15 protein-coding genes, 4 tRNA genes and 1 pseudogene are annotated in these 21,318 nt (G+C 62.0%); 12 read left to right on the top strand and 8 right to left on the bottom strand.

Annotated features, from left to right (window positions below; genetic code table 11):
• The 4 genes from RUW20_RS18475 to RUW20_RS18460 all read left to right on the top strand — a co-directional run.
• The coding region (locus RUW20_RS18475) for a hypothetical protein (protein WP_313953685.1) at positions 1–1,154 on the top strand (1,154 nt) is incomplete at its 5' end.
• Entirely contained in the window at positions 1,154–1,762 is a 609-nt protein-coding gene (locus tag RUW20_RS18470) for a hypothetical protein (RefSeq protein WP_313953684.1), read from the top strand. The genes RUW20_RS18475 and RUW20_RS18470, both read left to right, overlap by 1 nt.
• Before the next feature lie 158 nt (positions 1,763–1,920).
• Positions 1,921–5,280, top strand: coding sequence for a PilC/PilY family type IV pilus protein (locus tag RUW20_RS18465; RefSeq protein ID WP_313953683.1), 3,360 nt, complete (start codon positions 1,921–1,923; stop codon positions 5,278–5,280).
• A gap of 38 nt (positions 5,281–5,318) precedes the next feature.
• A complete protein-coding gene (locus tag RUW20_RS18460; RefSeq protein ID WP_313953682.1) occupies positions 5,319–5,693 on the top strand; it encodes a hypothetical protein in 375 nt (124 codons plus the stop codon).
• 394 nt (positions 5,694–6,087) lie between these two features.
• Here RUW20_RS18460 and RUW20_RS18455 read toward each other — a convergent pair.
• The 3 genes from RUW20_RS18455 to tsaE all read right to left on the bottom strand — a co-directional run bounded on the left by RUW20_RS18455 (position 6,088) and on the right by tsaE (position 8,108).
• Positions 6,088–6,163: transfer RNA gene (locus tag RUW20_RS18455), tRNA-Thr, on the bottom strand.
• Positions 6,164–6,291: 128 nt separating this feature from the next.
• The gene (locus RUW20_RS18450) at positions 6,292–7,650 is read right to left on the bottom strand and encodes an N-acetylmuramoyl-L-alanine amidase (protein ID WP_313953681.1); all 1,359 of its coding nucleotides are present in this window, start codon (positions 7,648–7,650) and stop codon (positions 6,292–6,294) included.
• Positions 7,605–8,108: a tRNA (adenosine(37)-N6)-threonylcarbamoyltransferase complex ATPase subunit type 1 TsaE gene (gene tsaE, locus RUW20_RS18445; RefSeq protein WP_313953680.1), complete on the bottom strand. Its 504-nt coding sequence runs from the start codon at positions 8,106–8,108 to the stop codon at positions 7,605–7,607. Before tsaE ends, RUW20_RS18450 begins: the two co-directional genes overlap by 46 nt.
• On the opposite strand from tsaE, the gene queG reads away from it, so the two are divergent.
• Complete coding sequence (gene queG / locus RUW20_RS18440) at positions 8,103–9,239, top strand: tRNA epoxyqueuosine(34) reductase QueG (protein WP_313953679.1); 1,137 nt, start codon at positions 8,103–8,105, stop codon at positions 9,237–9,239. The two genes, tsaE and queG, sit on opposite strands and share 6 nt — an antisense overlap.
• An 18-nt stretch (positions 9,240–9,257) precedes the next feature.
• Here queG and RUW20_RS18435 read toward each other — a convergent pair whose 3' ends face one another.
• Positions 9,258–10,898 (bottom strand): electron transfer flavoprotein-ubiquinone oxidoreductase, encoded by a 1,641-nt coding sequence (locus tag RUW20_RS18435; protein WP_313953678.1) that lies wholly within the window; start codon positions 10,896–10,898, stop codon positions 9,258–9,260.
• 521 nt (positions 10,899–11,419) lie between these two features.
• Between RUW20_RS18435 and RUW20_RS18430 the strand changes: the two genes are divergently transcribed.
• The 3 genes from RUW20_RS18430 (at position 11,420) to RUW20_RS18420 (ending at position 11,721) form a co-directional block, all read left to right on the top strand.
• A tRNA-Pro gene (locus RUW20_RS18430) sits at positions 11,420–11,496 on the top strand.
• A gap of 64 nt (positions 11,497–11,560) precedes the next feature.
• A tRNA-Arg gene (locus tag RUW20_RS18425) sits at positions 11,561–11,637 on the top strand.
• A gap of 8 nt (positions 11,638–11,645) precedes the next feature.
• Positions 11,646–11,721 (top strand) — tRNA-His (locus tag RUW20_RS18420).
• 262 nt (positions 11,722–11,983) lie between these two features.
• Here RUW20_RS18420 and RUW20_RS18415 read toward each other — a convergent pair.
• A complete protein-coding gene (locus RUW20_RS18415) occupies positions 11,984–14,368 on the bottom strand; it encodes a DUF6600 domain-containing protein (protein ID WP_313953677.1) in 2,385 nt (794 codons plus the stop codon).
• 276 nt (positions 14,369–14,644) lie between these two features.
• Here RUW20_RS18415 and RUW20_RS18410 point away from each other — a divergent pair, with 276 nt between their 5' ends.
• Together RUW20_RS18410 and RUW20_RS18405 are read left to right on the top strand one after the other, a co-directional pair.
• Positions 14,645–15,325 (top strand): phenylacetic acid degradation protein PaaY, encoded by a 681-nt coding sequence (locus RUW20_RS18410; RefSeq protein WP_313953676.1) that lies wholly within the window; start codon positions 14,645–14,647, stop codon positions 15,323–15,325.
• Positions 15,326–15,433: 108 nt separating this feature from the next.
• Positions 15,434–15,628: pseudogene (locus tag RUW20_RS18405) on the top strand (alkene reductase); the annotation flags it as partial.
• A 52-nt stretch (positions 15,629–15,680) separates the two neighbouring features.
• Here the strand turns inward: RUW20_RS18405 and paaX are convergent.
• The 3 genes from paaX to RUW20_RS18390 form a co-directional block, all read right to left on the bottom strand.
• On the bottom strand, positions 15,681–16,625 hold the full coding sequence (gene paaX / locus RUW20_RS18400; RefSeq protein ID WP_313953675.1) for a phenylacetic acid degradation operon negative regulatory protein PaaX: 945 nt from the start codon (positions 16,623–16,625) through the stop codon (positions 15,681–15,683).
• Between the two features lie 111 nt (positions 16,626–16,736).
• Complete coding sequence (locus RUW20_RS18395) at positions 16,737–17,792, bottom strand: 2Fe-2S iron-sulfur cluster-binding protein (protein ID WP_313953674.1); 1,056 nt, start codon at positions 17,790–17,792, stop codon at positions 16,737–16,739.
• 55 nt (positions 17,793–17,847) lie between these two features.
• Positions 17,848–18,876 carry a hypothetical protein gene (locus RUW20_RS18390; RefSeq protein WP_313953673.1) on the bottom strand — a complete coding sequence of 343 codons (1,029 nt, stop codon included), beginning with the start codon at positions 18,874–18,876 and terminating at the stop codon, positions 17,848–17,850.
• Between the two features lie 289 nt (positions 18,877–19,165).
• On the opposite strand from RUW20_RS18390, the gene paaN reads away from it, so the two are divergent.
• Together paaN and RUW20_RS18380 are read left to right on the top strand one after the other, a co-directional pair.
• Positions 19,166–20,830 carry a phenylacetic acid degradation protein PaaN gene (paaN, locus tag RUW20_RS18385; protein WP_313953672.1) on the top strand — a complete coding sequence of 555 codons (1,665 nt, stop codon included), beginning with the start codon at positions 19,166–19,168 and terminating at the stop codon, positions 20,828–20,830.
• A gap of 9 nt (positions 20,831–20,839) precedes the next feature.
• The coding region (locus RUW20_RS18380; RefSeq protein ID WP_313953671.1) for an enoyl-CoA hydratase-related protein at positions 20,840–21,318 on the top strand (479 nt) is incomplete at its 3' end.

Raw genomic sequence — 21,318 nt, 5'->3', positions numbered from 1 at the left:
CGAGCAAGCGCACCACCATGTTCGGTGTCGATGCCCAGGTCGGCGGCCTGCTGGCACTGCGCATTCTGGAGAAGGAGATCAAACAAGGCGGCTTCGGACTGACGGGCAATGCCGCCATGATGTGCCCGGTCATCAAGCAGTACTACAGCGGGGGTGGCGGCGTGACGACGACCGTGTCGACCCTGCCGGTCAGGATCACCGACACCGGCGGCACCACCCCCGACATCATCGACACCTTCTACAGCGGGTCGGCGCTCGGTGCCGCCCCGCTCCACATCACCCTCGACATGCCCACGCCATCGAACAAGACCAACGTCAACACGGTGAATGGCTTGGGAGTATGCGATTTTGTCCTGTTTGCGGCGCCCGACGGCAGCAAACAGTGCTCGCTCCTGCAGGTTACCGACACCAAGGACACCAATCCCGGCGGCGGCGGCGCCGGCGGCACGGCGATCTTTTTCCTCACCGGTTCGGGCCAGTCAAACTACAACCCGCCCGGTGGCGCACAGACAGGCTACTTTCCCGCCGGCGGTTACGACACCAACGACGTGATCATCAACATGGGCAGTTTCACCAACCTGCGTCTGCAGGTTGCCAAGACGGCGGGTGCGGACGAGTACTTCCTGCGCCAGACGACTGTGCCGAATTCCCTCGGTTCCGGCGCCAGCGCCTGTGCCGGAGCCCCGGCAGCGACGCCCACCGCCGATCTGGTGGGTAACGTCGTCGATATCCAGGCGCGTTATGGCGTCGCGGGGGACGCGGTCGTCTCGGGCGTCATCAACCAGAACGTCGACTGCTGGACCGATGCGGTGGACCTGACAGCGGTTGCCACTGGGCCCGACACGCGCGTCACCGGGCCGAACAATTCGTATTGCTACGGCAAGAACTGGGCAAATCTGGATGCGAGCGCCGGCGCCAGCACGCTCAAGAATCGGATCAAGGCGGTACGCGTGGCGGTGGCGGTGCGCAGCGCCTTGCCGGAACAACCCGCGGTGCCCGGCGGCGCCTGCGACACCACGACCGCGGCGCCCGTCGGCTGGGCCGGCGGCCCGACGATGTCGGGAGTCACCGCAGTGGCCAACTGGCAATGCTACCGCTACAAGGTCTACCAGACCATCACCCCGCTGGTAAACGTGATATGGGCGAAGTCGTGATGAAGACGCAGATCAAGCAACTGGCCGGGCCGGTGGCGCAAAAGGGCGTCATCCTGATCATCACCCTGATCGCCATGGTGGCCCTGGCCATCGCCAGCATCGCCCTGCTGCGCGGCGTCGATGCGGGCAACGTCATCTCGGGCAACATGGCCTTCCGGCAGGCGACGCTGCAGGCCGGTGACATCGGCGTCGAAGCGGCCTTCAACGCACTGCCCAACATCACCGCCGCTAGCCTGGACGCCAATATCGCTAACCAGTACTACGCCACTCGCCAGACCGTCGACAGCGGAGGTGTGCCGATCGGGGTGAACTGGGCCACCGTTCCTTGCCGCAACAGTGCGGGCGCGACGGTGGTCTGCAGCGCACAAGCCTACCAGGTCAAATATGTCATTGATCGGCTTTGCGACCCTACCGTGCCGCTACCGATCACCAACGTGTCGGGCAACTGCTACACCCAGAAATTGGCGGGCACCAGTCAAGGCGGCAGCAAGAAAGCCGGCGCGGTGATCTTCTCGACGGATGACGCAATCTATTACCGCATCACGGTGCAGGTCAGCGGTCCGCGCAACACGCAAAGCTACGTGCAGGCCATCGTGAACCGTAGCTGAAACAATAAGGATGGAACGGAAACACCGTTGCGCTTCATCACCCTGTCTTGGCGGTGGGGCTTGCTCCAGGCGGCCACCACCGACCTTGCCGCCAAACCCCTGGTGAGGGTGAGATGGTGACTTCGAGCGAATCCAACATCATGTAATGGAGTCTGATCATGACCATGCAAAATCGATTTGATTCAAACAAGACCCTACGCGGCGTCGTCCTGAGCATGCTGTTAAGCCTTGCCGCAACGACTGTGCAGGCGGCTTCGACTGACATCGCCAACGTTCCGATGGCCGTATCAAACATGGTGACGCCAAATGTCCTCGTGATTTACGATGACTCCCAGTCGATGGATGCCTATATGGGCGGCACGCTGGTTTCCGGCAACGATCCGCTGACGCGCGGCAATATTGGCCGCGGCGTGATGCGCACGACCATCACCAATTACCGCAGCGTGTTTAACTGGGGGTTGATGAGTTATGAGATGTCCTCTACTCCCGCCTTGCGCAACACCTACGGCTATTACCTCGGCTCGAATACCGGCATGGTGTTCACCGACGACTGCGTCGGTTATGTCGCCGGAACACCACCCACCGTAGGCCGTTCAGCCTCCAATGGTAATATAAGGTGCGTTGCCAACCCTCAGCCTTTTACTGGTGGCAATTATGTGACCTATGACAAAACCGGTGACGACTCGGATGTTCTCGACGTTCTATACACAAATGGCGTGTACCCTTCTTTCTGGGGGCTCACTGCTGGAACAGGTACTAGCTATAGTATTTACCAGACGCACAACACCGGTGCCGGAAATTCCTGGGCGGCGGGTGCCTTTACAGGTCAACCATTTGGAACCGGAGCAATTGGTTTCACCGCAACCGATGCGGGCTATCTGCCAAGCAATCCGCCAATACAGCGTCAGCTGTATTTGCCAAGGGGATGGGGTTACAGTTCCAATGTAACAGGCAACGGAAGGCTTTACGAAGAGGTAAAGGTCGACTCGACCACCCACTACAACACACTGCAGACACTGCTCGGCAATGAAACCAATGCGGCCACCGGTGAGATAAAGAATGGTGCCGTATTTACCACGCTAACCGGCACGCTCAATACGTCCAAGAACTACTTTGCCGGCACCCTGAGTGGTCTTGCATCGCCAACAAAATACACCTGCCAACAAAATTTTGTCATGCTCGTCACCGATGGCTTGCCCACCGGCGATACCAGCGGCAATCTTTATTCGGCAGCGGACCGCACCAACACCTGCGATTGGAGCACCACCAACAACTCCTGTACGAGCGGCACTTTTGGCACGGCCGCAACCCATGCCATTAACGCGGTAACGGCCTTGCGCACCACTGCGGTCACCAACCTTGGCATTTCCTCGACCAACAAGGATGGTACCGGCGCGGTTACCGGGAATTATGACGTCCAAACCTATGTCGTAGCTCTGGGCGATACCGTCGCCAATGCCGGCGCGCTTTCGGTGATGAATGCCATGGCTTATAACGGGGGAACCGCTACGGCATTGCTCACTACCGATGCCGCGGCATTCCAGAACGCCATCACCAAGATATCGGATGACATCACGGCAAAGGTCGGTTCTTCAGCGGCGGTTGCCGTCGCCAATGCTCACGTCACCTCGACCGATAATGCGTCTTATGCGTCAAAGTACGACTCGGGAACATGGACGGGCGATATCAATTCCTTTCCGATTGATATAGCAACGGGATTGCCTTCCACAACATCCCAGTGGGTTGCCGGAAGCGCAGCGGCCCAACTTGATTTGCGCTCCTCCGCCAGCCGGCTTGTCGCGACTTCAGTGGCCACGGCTGGATCCATCGGCGGAATTCAGTTTCAGCCAACCACGGCAACAACCGCGACCAAACTCACTGCGGCCCAACAGACCTTGCTCAACACCCCAACCACGACCGACGGTGCGGCGGTCTTGGCTTATCTGCGTGGCGATCGTACCAATGAGGGGGCAACCTATCGCGTCCGAGTCCATCTGCTCGGCGACATTATCAATGCCGAACCCCTGCTGGTCAGAGGGCCAACCGCCAACTATGCCGATACGGACTACGGCACCTTCAAGGCAAGCAATTCATCTCGCACACGCATGCTGTACCAAGGGGCAAACGATGGCATGCTGCACGCTTTTGAAGCCGCCACCGGGGCGGAGTCCTGGGCCTATGTTCCCAACCTGGTGATCGCCAACCTGAATAATTTGAGTCGCAAGACAGGATTCACACACCAGTACTATGTCGATGGTACGGCGGTGAGCGGCGACGTCGACTTCAAGAACGTGGAGGGCGCAACGGGTAGTGGCACGGACTGGCGTACCATCGTTGTCGGGGGCTTGGGAAAGGGCGGGCGCGGGTATTACGCGTTGGATGTGTCCACTCCTGGAGCCGCTACCGAGGTGGACGTCAAGAACAAGGTTCTGTGGGAGTTTCCGAACAGTATCAGCAACACCAGCGAGCGTAATGCCGCAACGCTGAACATGGGGTATTCGTTTGGCAAGCCGATCATCGTCAAGACCAAGGCTAAGGGCTGGGTTGTTCTGGTGACCGCAGGCTATAACAATGGAACAAACACTGGGGATAGCGGCGGTGATGGCCTGGGGCGCCTCTATGTCGTGAATCCCAAGACAGGAGACCTGATCAAGGATATCCCGACAACCGGATGCTCCGCGACACCTACCACATCGCCTTGTGGCCTCGCCTACATCAGTGCTTATGTGAGCAATGGCGATGTCGATAACACCGTCGAGTATGTCTATGGCGGCGATCTTCAAGGGAATATATGGCGATTTGATCTCACTTCCAACGCCGCAAGTGGTTGGAGCGTCGCGAAATTCACAACGCTCAAAGACTCCAGCGCGGTGGCCCAGCCCATCACCACAGCGCCTGAACTGGCATTGCTGTCAATCAACGGCGCAAATGCGCGTATGGTCTATGTTGGAACAGGTAAATATCTTGGCAATTCCGATGTCTCCACAACGCAAACCCAAACGATGTACGGGCTCAGAGATCAACTTGTCGCATTGCCCGATCCGCTAAGGGCCAGCCTTGTGCAACAAACAATTACCACAACTTTCTCAGCAACCACTCCCCCTGTTCCAGTTAGCAGGACGGTCTCAAATAATGCGGTTGATTACGCGTCCAAGAAAGGTTGGTACATTGATCTGCCGACTTCGGGAGAACGGGTGAGCACGGATCCCGGGCTGGCTTTGGGTGCACTGGTCTTCACCAGCAACATCCCCAGCGCCACCGTCTGCGTACCAGGTGGCAGCAGTTGGCAGTATTTCATCAACGTTAAAACGGGTGGCCTGGTCGAAAACTCAACCGTGCCCTGGTCAGGGACGTACTTGGGTGCGGTACTGGCCAGTCGCCCGGTGCTTATCCAGTTGCCCAGCGGCAAGGTCATTTCTCTCGTCCGCACCTCCGATGCACGGACCACTGCGCAGGAGGTGCCGCTGTCGCCCCCTCCCACTGGGAAACGCGTTTCGTGGCGTGAACTCGTTCAATAATAACCCGTGACATCCGGACATTTTAAGGAGCCACAAAGGTGAGTATGCTCATTCGACTTGTTGTCTCAGCGTTACTTATTTTTACCGTTCAACCGAGTTTGGCAATACAACCAGGGGGGCTGAACGCAGTCCAGACCACCAGTGCAAGCTCAACGAATCTTGTCGAGCGGGGCGGCACCGTTGATGCCATTGACTCGAACAATCGAACCATTGTGGTTGACGGCGTCAGCTATGAATTCCAATCGGTTTCCGTAAAGATCAACCCGCTGGCGGGCGATTCTAAACAAAAGGCTTTTAAGCTCAAGGCGGGAATGCAAATCCGATTCAGCACCGCAAGGAACTATTCTTCAGGACGTGATCAGGTGCGTGAAGTATGGGTATCCAGCGTTGGCGGCAGTACGTCAGGGCAGTAAATGCTTACCGGCTGGCCGATTTTCGGACCAGTTGCAACTTGAGAAGGTGGCTGCCTTGAGGAAAGGAAGAACTGAAGGTATTGAAACAGGGATACACGATCGAGCTCAAGGAACTGGCCGTCAAGCGGATCAAGGACGGGTAAAGCGTAGGTACGGTCTGCCGGGAACTCGGGCTGGGCGACCAGACCTTGCGCAACTGGATCAGCGTGCAGCATCAGGCAAAACCGGCAGCATGAAACCCACCCTTTGGCAGGCAAGAACCGAGGGAACCTCAGCTGCTGGAATGATGCCTTGTTCGCCCACCCGGATGGTCGAGTGCAGCTAGATTCGCCGGCCACAAAAAAAGCCGCTGATCGCGGCTTTTTTTTTCGGCTACCTGTCGGTTGAAGGTTGCTGGTGCCGCTGGACGGAATCGAACTGTCGACCTTCGCATTACGAATGCGCTGCTCTACCAACTGAGCTACAGCGGCACGGCGACTCTTCATGCACGTGCAGGGTCCGCATTCTAGCAGCGCAAGCCAACATTTGGAACCTCTATTTAGCTGCTGTGAAAGATCCCTTGTGTTCTCGCCTTGCGACACCGGTGGTCAGGAAGAAATCAGTCGAGCCTGGCCAGCGTTGACTTGGCCAGCGGCGGATTCTGTGCCAGATATTTCTTGATTCCCGCGAAGATCGCCTCGGCCATCTTGTCCTGGTAGGCGTCGTCGTTTAACCGCTTCTCCTCCTCGGGATTGGAGATGAAGGCCGTCTCGATCAGGATCGACGGAATGTCTGGCGCCTTGAGCACCGCGAACCCGGCCTGCTCCACGCTGGCCTTGTGCAGGCGGTTGATACCGCCGATCTCGCCAAGTACCGCTTTGCCCAACTTGAGGCTGTCGCTGATCGTCGCGGTTTGCGACAGGTCCAGCAGGGTACGCGCCAGAACCGGATCTTTGACATCGATGTTGACCCCGCCGATCAGATCGGATGCGTTCTCTTTTTGCGCCAGGTAGCGCGCCGCCGAACTGGACGCGCCGCTCTCCGAAAGAACGAAGACCGACGACCCGTTGGCGTCCGGCCTGACAAAGGCATCGGCATGGATCGAGACGAAGAGGTCACTTTGAATTCGCCGCGCTTTCTGCACTCGGGCCTGCAATGGCACGAAGAAATCGGAGTCCCGGGTGAGCGCGACGCGCATGTTAGGGTGAGCCTCGATCTTGGCTCGCAAGCGCTTGGCAACCGCCAGCGTCACGTGCTTTTCGTAGCTGCCGCCGCTCCCGACCGCGCCTGGATCTTCGCCGCCGTGTCCCGGATCAAGGGTGATGGTCACCAAACGATCGATTACCGCTTTTCCCTGGCGCCGGCTGGCGGACCGTTGTTCGGCAATTTTTCCGGTACCCGAGTCTGGTCTGGCGCCGGCCGCCTCGGGACGGTTATCTGGCAGAGCGCCAGAGCTGCCCTCCACCGGCGCTGGCGCTGGCAGCCACCCCTTGCTGTCCAGCAAGGCGAGCATCGGATCCGGTGGGTTGAGCGGATAAACGTCCAGGACCAGACGATGCCCATAGTCTCCCACCGGCGCCAGTTCGAAAACCTGCGGCGCGACTTCGGTCTTCAGTTCCATCACCAGGCGTACGACACCTGGCTTGTAGCGCCCGGCTCGCACCAGTTTGATGTTGGGATCGTCAGGCGAAACTTTCTTGGCGAGACTCTCGAGGACACTGGTCAACTCGATGCCTTCCAGGTCGACCACCAGACGTTCCGGATCCTTTACGGTGAAGTGGGTGTACTTGAGCGGGGCGCTGTGTTCGATCGTCACGCGGGTGTAGTCCGGCGCCGGCCAGATACGTACGGCAACAACGCCCGCATTTCGATTGGCTGAGGCTCGTGATATCGGACTGACCGTCAGGAACAGCGAAGCCCCGGCAAACTTGATCAGTCTGCGGCGTTGGGCCAACCTCTCTTCAGCGCGTTCAGACATTCTTGCCCCTCCTCGCTACTCGCAACGACGTCCAGCGTCCGCCCTTCCCCGTCAATTCGGAAGAGAAGGAGGAGGTCTGCCGCCGGCACGCAGCCAACGGCCTTCCGCGGCCACTCGACCAAGCACACGGCATCGTCACGAAAATACTCACCAAGCCCTGAATCACTAAACTCTTCCGGAAAGTTGAACCGATAGAAATCAAAGTGATACCAGTATATCCTCGAAATTACATAAATTTCAACCAATGAATAGGTAGGGCTTTTCACCGGACCGTCGTGACCGAGCGCACGCAACAGTGCGCGAACCAGCGTGGTCTTTCCCGAACCGAGGTCGCCATCCAGCCAGACGACCATTCCGGGGACGAGCAAAGGGGCCAACTGACGGCCAAAGCTGGCGGTCGCCGCCTCATCTGGCAGGTGCAGGGTCAGCGGCGAGTGGTTATGATCCGGGCTATGCACGAAAGGAACTCCCAAACAGGCGCCGGCGACAGCCCCGCCGCCAACCCGACCGATTATGCCGAGGTGAGCAGCAGGATAAAGGACTGGGGGCAGGAACTCGGCTTTGCCTCGATCGGCATCGCCAGGGCCGATGTTTCAGCCGCGGCGCCGTGGTTGATGCGCTGGCTTGAACTGGGCCGGCACGGCGAAATGGATTATATGGCCAAACACGCGTCGCTGCGTGCCGCTCCGCAGCAGCTGCTGCCAGGGGCCCTGTCGGTCATTTCGGTTCGCCTGTCGTACTGGCCGGACGCGGCCGATGCCAAGCAGGTGCTCGGCGACAGCCAACTCGCCTATGTTTCCCGCTATGCACTCGGCCGTGATTATCACAAGACCGTTCGCCAGCGGCTGCAGAAGCTCGCTGACCGCCTGCGCCGCGAAGCCGGAGCGCTGGCACTGGCCGAACCTTTCGCCTGCCGCGTGTTCTCCGATTCGGCACCGGTTCTGGAAAGCGAGTTCGCATGCCAGTCGGGCATTGCCTGGCGCGGCAAGCATACGCTCTCACTGACCCGGGGAGGTTCGTGGCATTTTCTCGGCGAGATATACACCACCTTGCCGCTAGTCCCGGACACGCCGATCGGTGATCACTGCGGCAGCTGCCGGCGCTGCCTCGACGCCTGCCCGACCGGGGCGATCGTCGCACCCTACGAAGTGGATGCACGCCTGTGCATTTCTTACCTGACGATCGAATTGCAGGGCGCCATCCCCATCGCACTACGGCCGCTGATCGGCAACCGCATCTACGGCTGCGACGACTGCCAGCTGTGCTGCCCGTGGAACCGCTTTGCCGGCATCGGCGACCCCGACTTTGCTGTTCGCCAAGGCCTCGACGCCAGCCCGCTATCAGCGCTCTTTGCCTGGAGCGAAGAGCAGTTCAAGGAGCGGCTGGCGGGCAGCCCGATCAGGCGGATCGGCCACCAGCGTTGGCTGCGCAACATCGCTGTTGCCCTCGGGAATGCAAAGAGTTCCGCAGCAGTCCTGGCGGCGCTGTCGACGCGGCAGAACGACCCCTCGGCACTGGTCCGGGAACACGTCGCCTGGGCGTTGGCCCAACATGCCGGAAAGCCGTGCGACTTGGGCGATTCCGCCTGACAAGCACCGACGCGCGGCTCACATGTTGGGATAGTTGGGTCCGCCACCACCTTCGGGCGCCACCCAGCGGATGTTCTGGGTCGGATCCTTGATGTCACAAGTCTTGCAGTGGACGCAATTGGACGCGTTGATCTGCAGGCGCGGACCGGCCGCTTCTTCGACGATCTCATAGACCCCGGCCGGGCAGTAGCGTTGTTCGGGCGAGGCATATTCCTTGAAATTGATCTCTATCGCCTTGCTGCTGTCGAGCAACTGCAGATGAACAGGTTGCTCTTCCTCGTGCGCCGTATTTGAAATGAATACCGATGACAGGCGGTCGAAACTCAGGACGCCATCCGGCTTGGCATACTCGATCGGCTGATGGCGGGCGGCTGCTTGCAGTTGTTCGTGATCGCTGGACTTGTCCTTGAGCGTGAAGAACATCCGACCACCAAACATATTCTGCTCGATCCAGTTGAATGCGCCGCCAAGAAAGGTGCCGAACTTGTGCAGCGCCGGCCCGAAATTGCGCGCCTGATGGAGTTCGGCGTACAGCCAGGAAGCCTTGAAGGCCTCCTCGTAAGCTACCAGATCGCTTTGCCCTTCGTCACCCGCCTGCAACGCCGAATTGACCGTCTCGGCGGCCAGCATCCCCGACTTCATCGCGGTATGAATGCCCTTGATCTTGGCGAAATTCAGCGTGCCGGCATCACAGCCGATCAGTAGCCCGCCCGGAAAAGTCTGCTTTGGCAGACTGTTGAGCCCGCCCTTGGTAATCGCCCGAGCGCCGTAACACAGGCGCTTGCCGCCTTCCAGATATTTCCGGATCTGGGCCTGGGACTTGAAGCGCTGAAACTCTTCGAAGGGTGAAAGGTAGGGATTGGCGTAATTGAGATCGGCGATCAGACCGACTGCCACCTGCTGGTCCTCCATGTGGTAGAGGAAGGAACCACCGGTTGCGCCATGCTCGCTGAGTGGCCAGCCGGCACCATGCACGACCAGCCCGGGTTGGTGTTTCGCCGGATCGATCTGCCACAACTCTTTGATGCCGAGGCCATAGTGCTGGGCAGTCGCTCCGGCAGCCAGGTCGTATCTGGCGATCACTTCCTTGCCGAGTTGACCGCGCGCGCCTTCGGCGAACAGTGTGTATTTTGCGTGCAACTCCAGGCCAGGCTGAAAACCGTCTTTCGGCTCGCCTTTCTTGTCACGTCCAAGGTCGCCAGTTGCCACGCCTTTTACCGAAGCGTCGTCGTTGTAGAGAATCTCGGCGGCGGCAAATCCCGGGAAGATCTCCACTCCGGCCGCTTCGGCCTGCTCTGCCAGCCAGCGACAGAGACGCCCCAGGCTGATGACCGTGTTGCCGGTATTGTGCATCGGCGCCGGGACGGCAAAACCGGGTAGCCTGACTGCGGAGGTTGCACTGCGATAAAGGTAAACCTGATCGCCACTGACCGGAGTAGTGACCGGGGCTCCCATGGCTTGCCAGTCGGGCAGCAGTTCGTCAAGGGCCCGGCTCTCGAACAAAGCGCCGGAGAGTATATGGGCACCGACCTCCGACCCCTTCTCCAGCACCATCACTGACAAATCGACATTCAACTGCTTGAGGCGAATCGCCGCGCTTAAACCTGCCGGACCCGCCCCGACGATCACCACGTCATACTCCATCGCTTCACGTTCCATTACCGCTCCTCAGAGTTTCTCAAGTGGTCCGTAACCGGCACGGGACAGGGATTGCGTCATTTACACCCATCAGGCAGCGCACGCCCCGCTATTTACCTTAGCTGGGAACTGCGGTCAACGCCCAGCAGGCCCAGAGCGTCGTCCGCCTCCGCGATCTCGCTTACCAAAGACCCGCTGTTCAAGTGGGTGAAGGAGGCGCGTCGGATCAATGTCCCTCACCAACAGGCATTTGACGCCAATCGATCACCCGACACAAGTTCGGGAGCGCGGGTTGGCCACGCGCCGTGCCTGGCGCAGCATTACCGTTACGCGGCACAGCGGTCACATGGTACGGCTGAGGAGTACAGAGCCCAGGTGGCCGGCACCTACTCGGCCACCAGTCAAGGCGCCACACCAAGGAAGCACGGGGCATATCGCGACCGGCAACTCACGGTCGATTCAGCGCCCGCCACAATGACGCCCCTGGTCACTGCGTTTGTCATTGACCCCCGTGAGACCAGCTAGTAGAATGCGCGCTTCCTCGGGGCGTAGCGCAGCCTGGTAGCGCATCTGCTTTGGGAGCAGAGGGTCGTGAGTTCGAATCCCACCGCCCCGACCAGTGGTACAGGTATCAGAAATAAGGCGGTACCAGCGGGAGATCTTTTTCTGGAAATCTCGCACTTGCGCCCGTAGCTCAACCGGATAGAGCACCGGCCTTCTAAGCCGGGGGTCGTGAGTTCGAGTCTCGCCGGGCGCGCCAGATCAATGGCGGTGTTAGCTCAGTTGGTAGAGCACTGGATTGTGATTCCAGTGGTCACGGGTTCGAGCCCCGTACATCGCCCCAACACACATGCAGGCCCACAGCAGCATCTGCCGGGACCTGCGACGCATCGCCAAATCGCGCTTGCCCTCACCAAACCAGGGATTGCCGACCAATCGTCGTCGGCAGGCTGGCATCGATTGGGCGACCAGCGCGCAGCAACGCTCGGGCCCCGCGGACAAAGGCGGGTGGCCGGCGACGCCCAGCCCGCCCACTCAACTGCCAGGTTCGGCAAGCTCTCCGGGCACAAACGACCAGCCGCCCAACGACTCACGGTCAGTCACGGTCACTGGGAATCCTTCCGCTCTCCAGCAGCGCCCTCCACGGATCGTCGACGCTCAGCACGCGCCTCTGTGCGAACGTCGGCCCCCCGGACGCCCTCTTGAACCTGCTCGGGGCGCGAGCGGGGCGCCGCCTGCGGGGGCGAGTTGACCTGCGCCGCAGGCGGCACCGGATTGCTTTGCCTTTCGTGCCGCATTTGCTGCCTGGACGCATCCTCGCGACGCGGCGCACGCTCTGCTGGTCGCTGCTCAATACGCGCGTCAGGCCGTTCTCCTCCGGGCGGCCCTGGCTGCCGCACGACTTCCGCTGGCGGGTGATCGGGCATGCGCGGAGCAGTGACGGACGGCGGGATCGGCGCAGGTCGCCGCTCGCTCGCACCCTGACTCTGCTGCGGCGTGATTGGCGAGGGTTGCACTGGCACCGCCGGGCGCTCGAAACCCTGGCTGCCCGCGGCGGACGATTGCGGGCGGGTAGTCGGGGGTGCCAACCGCGGTTCGCGCCGCTCGGGCGGCGGCAACGATCGGCTCACCGCCTCTGCAGAACGGTCGGCACCTTGTTGCGCGCCTACCTCCGCAGGCAAACGCGGTGCCGGCGCGGGAAGCGCAGGATTCTGAGCTCTCGCGCCCGAATCATCTCGCGCCGGGCCGCTTGGTCGGCGATCCGCCCGGCTCTCTGGCCGCTCCATAGTCGGACCACCACCCCTGACCCCCGGCCGATCCGCCTGCTCCGCCGGCGTCGGCGATGGCAGCGGCGACGCTACCGTCGAGTTGGCCGGCGCCCGCGCGCCCGGCCTGGGAACGGTTGCCAGCTCCGGGTCGCGGATCGGACGTCCTGGCTGCTGCTCCACGACACCCCTGCTGCCGCCTACGGCCGCTGCACCAGCAGTCTGCGCCAGGTTCTCAGCAGGAACCGTTGACCGCGTTGGCGACCCCGCTCCCTCGCCAGAAAGCGCTTGGCTGCGCCTACCGCCACCGCTAACCCGACCGTCCACCGCGGGCCCGCCGGCTCCTCCCGGGCCTCCGCCCTGCTCCCGACGCACTTCACCTGCCGGCCTGCGTCCAGCCGACATCGGCGGAACCGCAAGTGGCGCCTGCATCTGCACCGCCTGGCTACCGAGCAGCCGCCCATCCTCGACGCGCATTGCCGCCTGATGGACTGGACGACGCTCTGTCACGACGTCCGCGGGAACCATGGTAACTGCCCGCGGCAGCTGGCGATGCGCGTAGTGTGTCCTGTCGACGAAGGCCTGTGGGTTGCTGGTGATTGCCGTGACGTTGGTCGTCCGGGTAATTTGCGTCACGTTGACCTGGCGAACATGGTTCACGCTGGAGCGGTAAGGCGGCACATAGATTTCGCGTGGCGCGAGAGGAAACCAGCCGACGGCGGGTCGCGCGCCAATCTGTAGCGACACACTGACTGCCGGCGTGCCAATCCAGGCGACCAGTGCCGGCGCATAGACCGGTCGCGCCACCGGCCTGCCAGGAACCCAAGCCCAGGCACCGCGGTAGATCACCCAGCGACCGTAATGGAAAGGTGCGAAACCCCAGGGCTCATCGCCCACCCACGTCCAACCCCAGGGTGCAACCCACGCCCAACGGCCCTCTCGGTAGGGTGCCCAGTCGGCGGCCACTCCGCGCGGGAACCAGAGGGCGCCGTATTCGGTGCTCTGGTCCCACCTTCCGTACGCATCAAGATCGGTGGCCCCAGTCATTTCCGGCGAAACGTAGCGGCCCTGGCGAGCATCGCTGGCGGAGCCTGGCAACCGGTCACGGGCTGCGCTCCAGAGAACGAAGTCGTCCGTTACCGGTGCGGACAGGTGATAACGGGTCCGTCCGTCGTTCCAGAATTCGATGTGCTGCCCGGCGCGGATGTCCAGCGCACTGTCGCTTGCTTCGAAGTGAAGGCTGCCGGCAGCAACCGTCGCGCCAGTGGAAGAGCGGTTGACGTCGAAACGATAACTACCGGCGTCATTGACCGAAAAACTGCCGTCGGGCGTGCTCAGCTCGAACTCATGGGCCGATTCCCGCGAGCGGAAACGAGCAATCACGCTGCCGTCGAGCAGGCGCAGGTGAACCCGCTGATCGTCGACCGTGACGAACTCGAGCACGCTGCCGGCGTCGAGCTGAACAGAGGTCGACCCGATCTGCACTTCGGCGCGCGCCCCGTCAGCGGTCGATAGAATGTCACCGCCAGTGAGTGGCCAGTTGAGCAAGGCGGTGCTCGACTCACCGCTATCCGTCCGGTGCAGATGAACGGACCCGGACAACCACGCGATACGCCCCACTCGGCCGGTCGGGTCGGCCGATACCGGCGCCACCGCCAGCACCGACAACAGCAACAAGACGACCAATTGCCACCAGCGGCGCAGGAATGGAAGCTTGACAGTCATGGTTTCAGCTCTCGAGTCGGTGCGGCGTGAAAGGCGCCGCTCCAGTGCTTAACGCGCAGAACCTCGCTTCGTCCGACAGCAATAACACTTGGTTACACGATTCCCTGGCCACGGCAGCTGACTCGCCCCAACCGGCGAGGACCGTGGCGACCGTGAAAAGTCGATTGGTGTTTGGCAGCAGCCCTTCTGCTGAATAGAATGGTCGAACAGGCCGCAGAATCACCGGCAAGCAGCGCACCCGGCCCGGCCACGCGCAACTCTTTCAGGAGCAGCAGCATGAACCGCCCCCGTGTGTTTGCCATCGATGGCATTGTTCCGGTCATCGACCCGAGCGCCTACGTTCATCCCTCAGCCGTGCTGATCGGCGACGTGATCGTCGGACCCGGTTGCTATGTCGGCCCCTGCGCCAGCCTGCGCGGCGATTTCGGTCGCCTGATCCTCGAGCGCGGCGTCAACGTGCAGGACACCTGCGTCATGCACGGCTTTCCCGGTACGGACACGATCATCGAGCAGGATGGCCACATTGGGCATGGCGCCGTGCTGCACGGCTGTCGCATTGGCAGAAATGCGCTAATCGGAATGAATGCGGTGATCATGGACAACGCCGTGGTGGGCGAATCATCGATCGTTGCCGCGTGCGCTTTCGTCAAGGCGGGAATGGCCATTCCACCACGCTCGCTGGTCGCCGGCGTTCCCGCCAAGGTGATGCGAGCGGTCAGCGATCAGGAGATCGCCTGGAAGAGCGAAGGAACCCTCACCTATCAGAACCTGACCCGCCGCTCATTGGCGACCCTGATCGAAACCGAAGCGCTGACTGCTGTCGAGCCCGACCGCAAACGTTTCGATCTCCCCGGCGTGCTGCCGCTGATCGAACTCAGAAAGCAGACGCAGAGTACGGCAGAAAACGAGAACGTCGGCGCGCCTCCCCATCACTCCGCGGTCAGGCAAAAAAACTGACCGAAGCCGTGCTGCCGATCTCTTTCTGCCTTACACCCTCGGCCCGCTGACCCCGCGCAACCATATTGTGCTGGCGCCACTGAGGCGATGGCTCTCTCGGCCCGTGCCGCCGGGCACGCCGACCTGATCGCCTTTGGCCGGAACTTCATCGCCAACCCCGACCTGGTCGAACGGCTCGGGTGCGACGCGCCGCTCAACCCCCTCGACCCGACAACGCTCTATGCCGGCGGCGAACGCGGTTACACCGATTACCCCTTTCTTTCGGCCGCCGTCTCAGGCCCATCGCCCTCGTCCGCCAGCTGACTTGCCCAGGAGGTTAGCGAGCGACCAGTCGCGAATCGCTTGCCGAGCGGCGCTACGGGGCCATCGGTAGCAGCGGATCGTCCTCGGCGAAACGGTCACGGAAAGCCGCTTGCCGCGCCGGGCAATGACCGTCGGCAGTGCTCAGGACGTGATCGAGATGGCGCTCGGAAGCCTCCAGCAGGCGGCGGTAAAGCTCCTTGCTCAAGACACGTGCCGTCTGGCCAGCCCAGCCGGTGGGCAGCAGCACCTCGGGCAACTGCGGGTCGCGCAGCAGCAGGCGACGGTAGTCGTGAATCAGCAGCAGACGCATCAGGAACGCGTCCTCCTCGTTGACCGTCGCCTTTGCGTCACCGCGCAACTCCGCCAGCAGCGGTGTATAGACACCGACAAAGTCGGCATAGGCCCGACCCAGTTCTCGCAGCTCCCAGGCGCGAGCAACCAGATCGGCGTTGCTGGCCGTACCCGTCAGGCTTACGTCGGCGGCCAGCAGTGGCACCAGGCTACCCAGAAGGTGGCCCATACCCTCGGACAGCAGGCCGTCGAAAGCGGCCGAAAGATCGGCGCCAGGATGGACGAAAAAGTCCCCACCGAGGGCTCCGAAACCCCGCCAGAACAATGCGCGGCGCAGGGCATCCCGATCCTTCTGTGTGAGTTGACCGACCACCAGCAGCAGTCGCCAGCGTCGATCCCAGGCTGGCGCGCGGGCAGCGTAGAGCTGTCTGGCGGCTTCCCGGCAGCGGCGCTGACCTGCCGTGGTCAGCAGATAATCGCTACGGCGGCCGCAGGTTTCAGCGTGCAACCAATCGTCGCGAACGAGGCGAAACACCGCCGTGCGCACCAGTCGATCGTTGAGGCCCAGCGGTTCGAGCAGGCGGATCAGACTACCCAGCCAGATCCTGCCACCGCGAGGCACCACCAGGTCGCCAAAGAGTGAAACGATCAGGGAGCCCGCGTGTAAGCGCTTCTGCCCGCCGAAACGGGCGACGTGCGAACGCATCGGCGCGCTGGCGGAAGGTCCACTCGCCCCGCGCCGAAGATCGACACGCAGCGCGTTTACAAGCTGAGGCTGCCGCGCCCCGGCCTCGCGCAGTCGTTCCACGGCCATCGCTCAGCCGTTGATAAACGAGAGACCAGACGCCTCGTCCGCCAGAGCGTTCTGGTGATAGAAGCCTTCGCTGTGGATCAGCGCATCCTGCGCGCCGAGCTTTCTGACCGTTGCCAAGCAGCTATCGACGAACTCGGGACTACCGGCAGCGAAAACTGTATGCCGGGACAGGTCAGGCAATAAAGTCGGCAGGACGACGTCGACCCGGCCATGGTGGTAGCCCTCGCGCTTTTCGCGCGTCAGCGTCACGTGATAGCTGAAATGGCGGTGCCGGGCGTGCCACCATGACAGCATGCCGCGTCCGTAGACATCGGCCGCGCTGCGCGCCGACACGAGAACCGTCACCGGCTTTCGAAAACCGCGGCGCAACGCCGCCTCGGCCAGGGCGAGAACGGGCGCCAGGCCGGTCCCCGCAGCCAGGCAAAGCACCGGCGTATCCACGGTAGGATCACCGACGAAGCTGCCGTACGGACCGTTGATCTTGACCTGCTCTCCGACCTCGAGGGTGTCATGCACCCAGGCACTTGTGCCACCTTCATCGGAGCGCGCCACCTGCAGCACGATCTCGCCGTCGGGTCGCGGCGCGTTGGCCATCGAATAGGCGCGATACGGAACGCCAGCGCCGTCGTCACCGAGCGTGACGTATTGCCCCGGCCAGTAACGAAGAGCCGGGCCTACCGGACGCAGATGCAGCTCTGCGACACGAGCGGCGCAGATGCTCTTGTGGACCACCACGAAGAGCACGCTCTGACGCGGCGAGAACAGCTTCGGTCGGGCGTCTTCGCTGACCCATTCGATCACCAGTTCCTCGGAGACCGGCTTGGCCATGCACATCAGCCCGTAGCCAGCGATACGCTCTTCCGGCGACAGCGCCATGTCGAGAACCACACCCTGGTCGAAGTCTCCCGATCGCACCCGTAGCTTGCATTCGCCGCAGGCACCGGCACGGCAATTGTTGGGCAGCGCGTAGCCGGCGGCCTCAAGGGCTCCGAGAACGGTATCGCCCAGCGCGCAGTCAACCGACTTTCCCGATGGATGGAGGACGATACGACTCTTCATGCTTCTCTCCAGATGCTTTGGCAATACCTTGGCGGTAGTGCCGGGTGTTCAGTGTTCAGAATACCGGGATGATGTCGTCCATCTCGACGTCGGTGATCTCGCGGCCGGTGATGCCCACTTCGGGAATGGCCGGGAATTCGATGCCGTACTTGTCGAGCACGCTCTTCAGATTGAGCATCGCGTTTTTCCAGTTCTGCAGCTTCATCTCGTAGCTGGGGACGCCAAAGCCTGCCTGCCGGCACACCTCTTCACCTTCGCGCTGGTTGGCGATGAAGTCCGGCGGCAAATCCCAGAAATCCATTGGTGGCTCGAACAGGACGGCCGAAAGAAACAGATAGCCGGCGCGAATCTGGCGGGTGACGACCAGCTTGTCTTCGTCGGCAAGGCGCGGGTAGTCGCGTTGCATCAAGGCCATGCAGATCGCCATATGGCGTCCCTCGTCGCGGCCGATATTGCGGAAGCCTTCCTTGAAGACCGCCTCCCGCGAGTTGTCGTACATCTGCTTGAAGATCGTCGCTGCGGCGATCTCACCCATCAGGAAAGAGCTGAACAGGACCGCCAGCGAATAGCGCGGTACGGCCTTCTTGTATCCCTCCCAATAGCGCCCGCCGTTGAAATAGAGCCAGGCCGCGTTCCTCTGCAGACGCTTGCCGAGATCGGTCTTCGGCGTATAGCTCAATGGGTCGGGATGACCGAGCAGCCGGGTGATCGCCATCCCGCACATCGTTTCGTGATTGTGCTCGTCGCGCGTCACCGAAAAGAAGCAGTTGCGCACCGGCGCTTCTTCGTGTGCTTCGTAGGTCTTGATCAAAGCCGCTGCGAACACCGGTGGCGCCGAGGCGTCGAACACCGAGAGCAGCGTCCACCAATAGGCGATCGCCTCACGCTCCTCCCAGGTGTAACTGTCCGCATCGAAACTGTCCCACGGCAGCTTGGCCGGATCCCAGTACTCGCGTTGGGCAGCCGCCCAGACCTCTGCCATCTTCGTGGTGTTCGCTTCCCACGACAGCGGGTACACATTCGGCTGCTCGGTTGGCGGCGGCAGTTCCATCTTGTCGGCAAAGCGTTCCTTCTCTGCGGCCATGCTGATCTCCTCGCGCGTCAATCGATCGGTTGCTGCCCTGAGCCAGCCCCGGATTTCTTATCATGTTACGGCTTCTTGCTGGCTGTCAAGCTAGCCCGTATCGCATTTTATCGCGGGGTCCGGCGCCGCATGAGGGGCGTCAGTGCCTGGCTGACAGAGCTTCGGCGAGGCCTACCCTGGCGCTTACTGATACTCTTATTGACATACAGTCGGACAATTTGTACCGTTTTAGCCTGATAACCGTGGTGCGCCCGAGTGCTGGCTCGCCCGCCCTTCCCAGGAGAACCGCATGCCCCACTCCCTTTTCGACAAGCACCGCGCCACCCTAGACGCAGCCGTCGATGCCATCCGTTGCCGCGGCTATTGGGCAGCCTATAGCGAAATGCCCAGTCCCAAGGTCTACGGCGAAACGGCGATGGACGACGGCAAGCGCGCGTTCGACGGCTATCTCGGACAGCAATTCGCTCTTGAGCAGCCCGGCCAGACCGGCTGGACGGGCAGCGAACGCTCGCCCTACGGCTTCGCGCTGCACGTCAACTACCCGCTGTGCGACGCGCAGGCCTTGATCGCTGCCGCCCTGAAGGCGATGAACGGGTGGCAGAAAATGGGGGCCGAAGGCCGCACCGGGATCTGCCTGGAGATCCTGGAACGACTGAACAAGAAGAGCTTCGAACTGGCGCACGCGGTGATGATGACCACCGGTCAGGGCTGGATGATGGCCTTCCAGGCCGGCGCACCGCACGCCCAGGATCGCGCGCTGGAAGCGGTCGCCTACGCCTGGCGCGAGCAGAGTTTCGTACCGAATGAAGTAACCTGGGAGAAGCCGCAAGGCAAGAATCCGCCACTGCGCATGAAGAAACACTTCAAAATCGTTGGCCGCGGTGTCGCGCTGGTCATCGGCTGCGGCACTTTCCCGACCTGGAATACCTACCCCGGCCTGTTCGCCGCGCTGGCCACCGGCAACCCGGTGATCGTCAAACCACACCCCAACGCCATCCTGCCGGTGGCGATGACCGTGCGCATCATCCGCGAGGTACTGACCGAAAACGGCATCGACGCCAACCTGGTCAGCCTGGCGGCCTACGACGATCCGCAGGCCACCCGCGAACTGGCGCAGCACGCCAGCGTCAGGTCGATCGACTTCACCGGCAGCAACGCCTTCGGCGACTGGCTGATCGCCAACTGCCGCCAGGCACAGGTCTACGCCGAACTGGCCGGGGTCAACAACATCGTCATCGATTCGACCGATGCCTACAAGGCGATGCTGCGCAACCTGGCGTTCACGCTGTCGCTCTACTCGGGACAGATGTGCACCACCTCGCAGGCGCTCTTCGTGCCGGCCGCCGGCATCGAAACCGACGCAGGCCACAAGAGCTTCGACGACCTTGCCGGTGACCTCGCCGGCGCGATCGACGCCCTGCTCGGCAAGCCCGAAGTGGCCCTGGCAGTGCTCGGCGCAGTGCAATCGGAAGACACCCTGCGGCGCATCGAAACGGCGAGCAGTGGCTCGCTCGGTCGGGTCATCCGTGCCACCAAGCAGATCGAGCACCCCGATTTTCCGGATGCACAGGTGCGCACACCGGTCCTCCTCGCCAGCGAATCCGACGACCCGGCGTGGCGGCTGGAATGCTTCGGGCCAGTCAGCTTCCTGGTCCGGGTGGCCGACACCGCCACCGCCATCGCCCTCTCCGAGCGCATCGTCAGCGAGCACGGCGCGCTGACCGTCGGCGTGTACTCGACCTCAGCAGCGACCATCGAGGCCATGACCGAGGCGACCTGGCGATCGAAAGTCGCGTTGTCGATCAACCTGACCGGCGCCGTCTTCGTCAACCAGTCGAGCGCTTTCTCGGATTATCATGGCACTGGTGGCAACCCCGCCGCCAACGCCTCGTATGCCGATGCCGCCTTTGTCGCCAATCGCTTCCGCGTCGTTCAGCGCCGTTACCATCTCTGAGGCCACCTTATGAGCTTCACCGCCATCAGTTACACCGCCGCAAGCGGCATCGCCCGGCTGACCCTGAATCGTCCCCGCCGCCTGAACAGCTTCAACGAGGAGATGCACGAGGAAATCCGGCAGGCGCTCGATACACTCGATGCGGATCTGAGCACGCGCGTGCTGGTACTCAGCGGCGCCGGGCATGCTTTCTGCGCCGGTCAGGATCTCAACGACCGCTCGGTAGCCGGCGGCGACGAGCCACCCGATCTCGCCGCGACGATCGAAAAGAACTACAAGCCACTGGTGCTGCGCCTGCAGCATCTGCGCGTGCCGACCCTCTGCGCCGTCAATGGCATCGCCGCCGGTGCCGGCGCCAGCCTGGCGCTCGCCTGCGACATCGTCGTTGCCGCACGTTCCGCAAGTTTCCTGCAGGCCTTCAGCAAGATCGGGCTGATTCCCGACACCGGCGGTAGCTGGTTCCTGCCGCAGCGCGTCGGCATGGCGCG

The organism is Accumulibacter sp., from assembly GCF_032229525.1.
In the GTDB taxonomy this organism is placed as follows: domain Bacteria; phylum Pseudomonadota; class Gammaproteobacteria; order Burkholderiales; family Rhodocyclaceae; genus Accumulibacter.
Note: the sequence above shows the minus strand (reverse complement) of the source record. Positions and strands in the feature narration are given on the sequence as shown.

What these genes read in the sequence shown, in the direction of transcription:
- RUW20_RS18395 (WP_313953674.1), bottom strand. Translation starts at nt 17,792, where the DNA reads ATGAAGAGTCGTATCGTCCTCCATCCATCGGGAAAGTCGGTTGACTGC.
- paaX (WP_313953675.1), bottom strand. Translation starts at nt 16,625, where the DNA reads ATGCGTTCGCACGTCGCCCGTTTCGGCGGGCAGAAGCGCTTACACGCG.
- RUW20_RS18415 (WP_313953677.1), bottom strand. Translation starts at nt 14,368, where the DNA reads ATGACTGTCAAGCTTCCATTCCTGCGCCGCTGGTGGCAATTGGTCGTC.
- paaN (WP_313953672.1), top strand. Translation starts at nt 19,166, where the DNA reads ATGCCCCACTCCCTTTTCGACAAGCACCGCGCCACCCTAGACGCAGCC.
- RUW20_RS18470 (WP_313953684.1), top strand. Translation starts at nt 1,154, where the DNA reads ATGAAGACGCAGATCAAGCAACTGGCCGGGCCGGTGGCGCAAAAGGGC.
- queG (WP_313953679.1), top strand. Translation starts at nt 8,103, where the DNA reads ATGCACGAAAGGAACTCCCAAACAGGCGCCGGCGACAGCCCCGCCGCC.
- RUW20_RS18450 (WP_313953681.1), bottom strand. Translation starts at nt 7,650, where the DNA reads ATGTCTGAACGCGCTGAAGAGAGGTTGGCCCAACGCCGCAGACTGATC.
- RUW20_RS18435 (WP_313953678.1), bottom strand. Translation starts at nt 10,898, where the DNA reads ATGGAACGTGAAGCGATGGAGTATGACGTGGTGATCGTCGGGGCGGGT.
- RUW20_RS18410 (WP_313953676.1), top strand. Translation starts at nt 14,645, where the DNA reads ATGAACCGCCCCCGTGTGTTTGCCATCGATGGCATTGTTCCGGTCATC.
- RUW20_RS18465 (WP_313953683.1), top strand. Translation starts at nt 1,921, where the DNA reads ATGACCATGCAAAATCGATTTGATTCAAACAAGACCCTACGCGGCGTC.
- RUW20_RS18390 (WP_313953673.1), bottom strand. Translation starts at nt 18,876, where the DNA reads ATGGCCGCAGAGAAGGAACGCTTTGCCGACAAGATGGAACTGCCGCCG.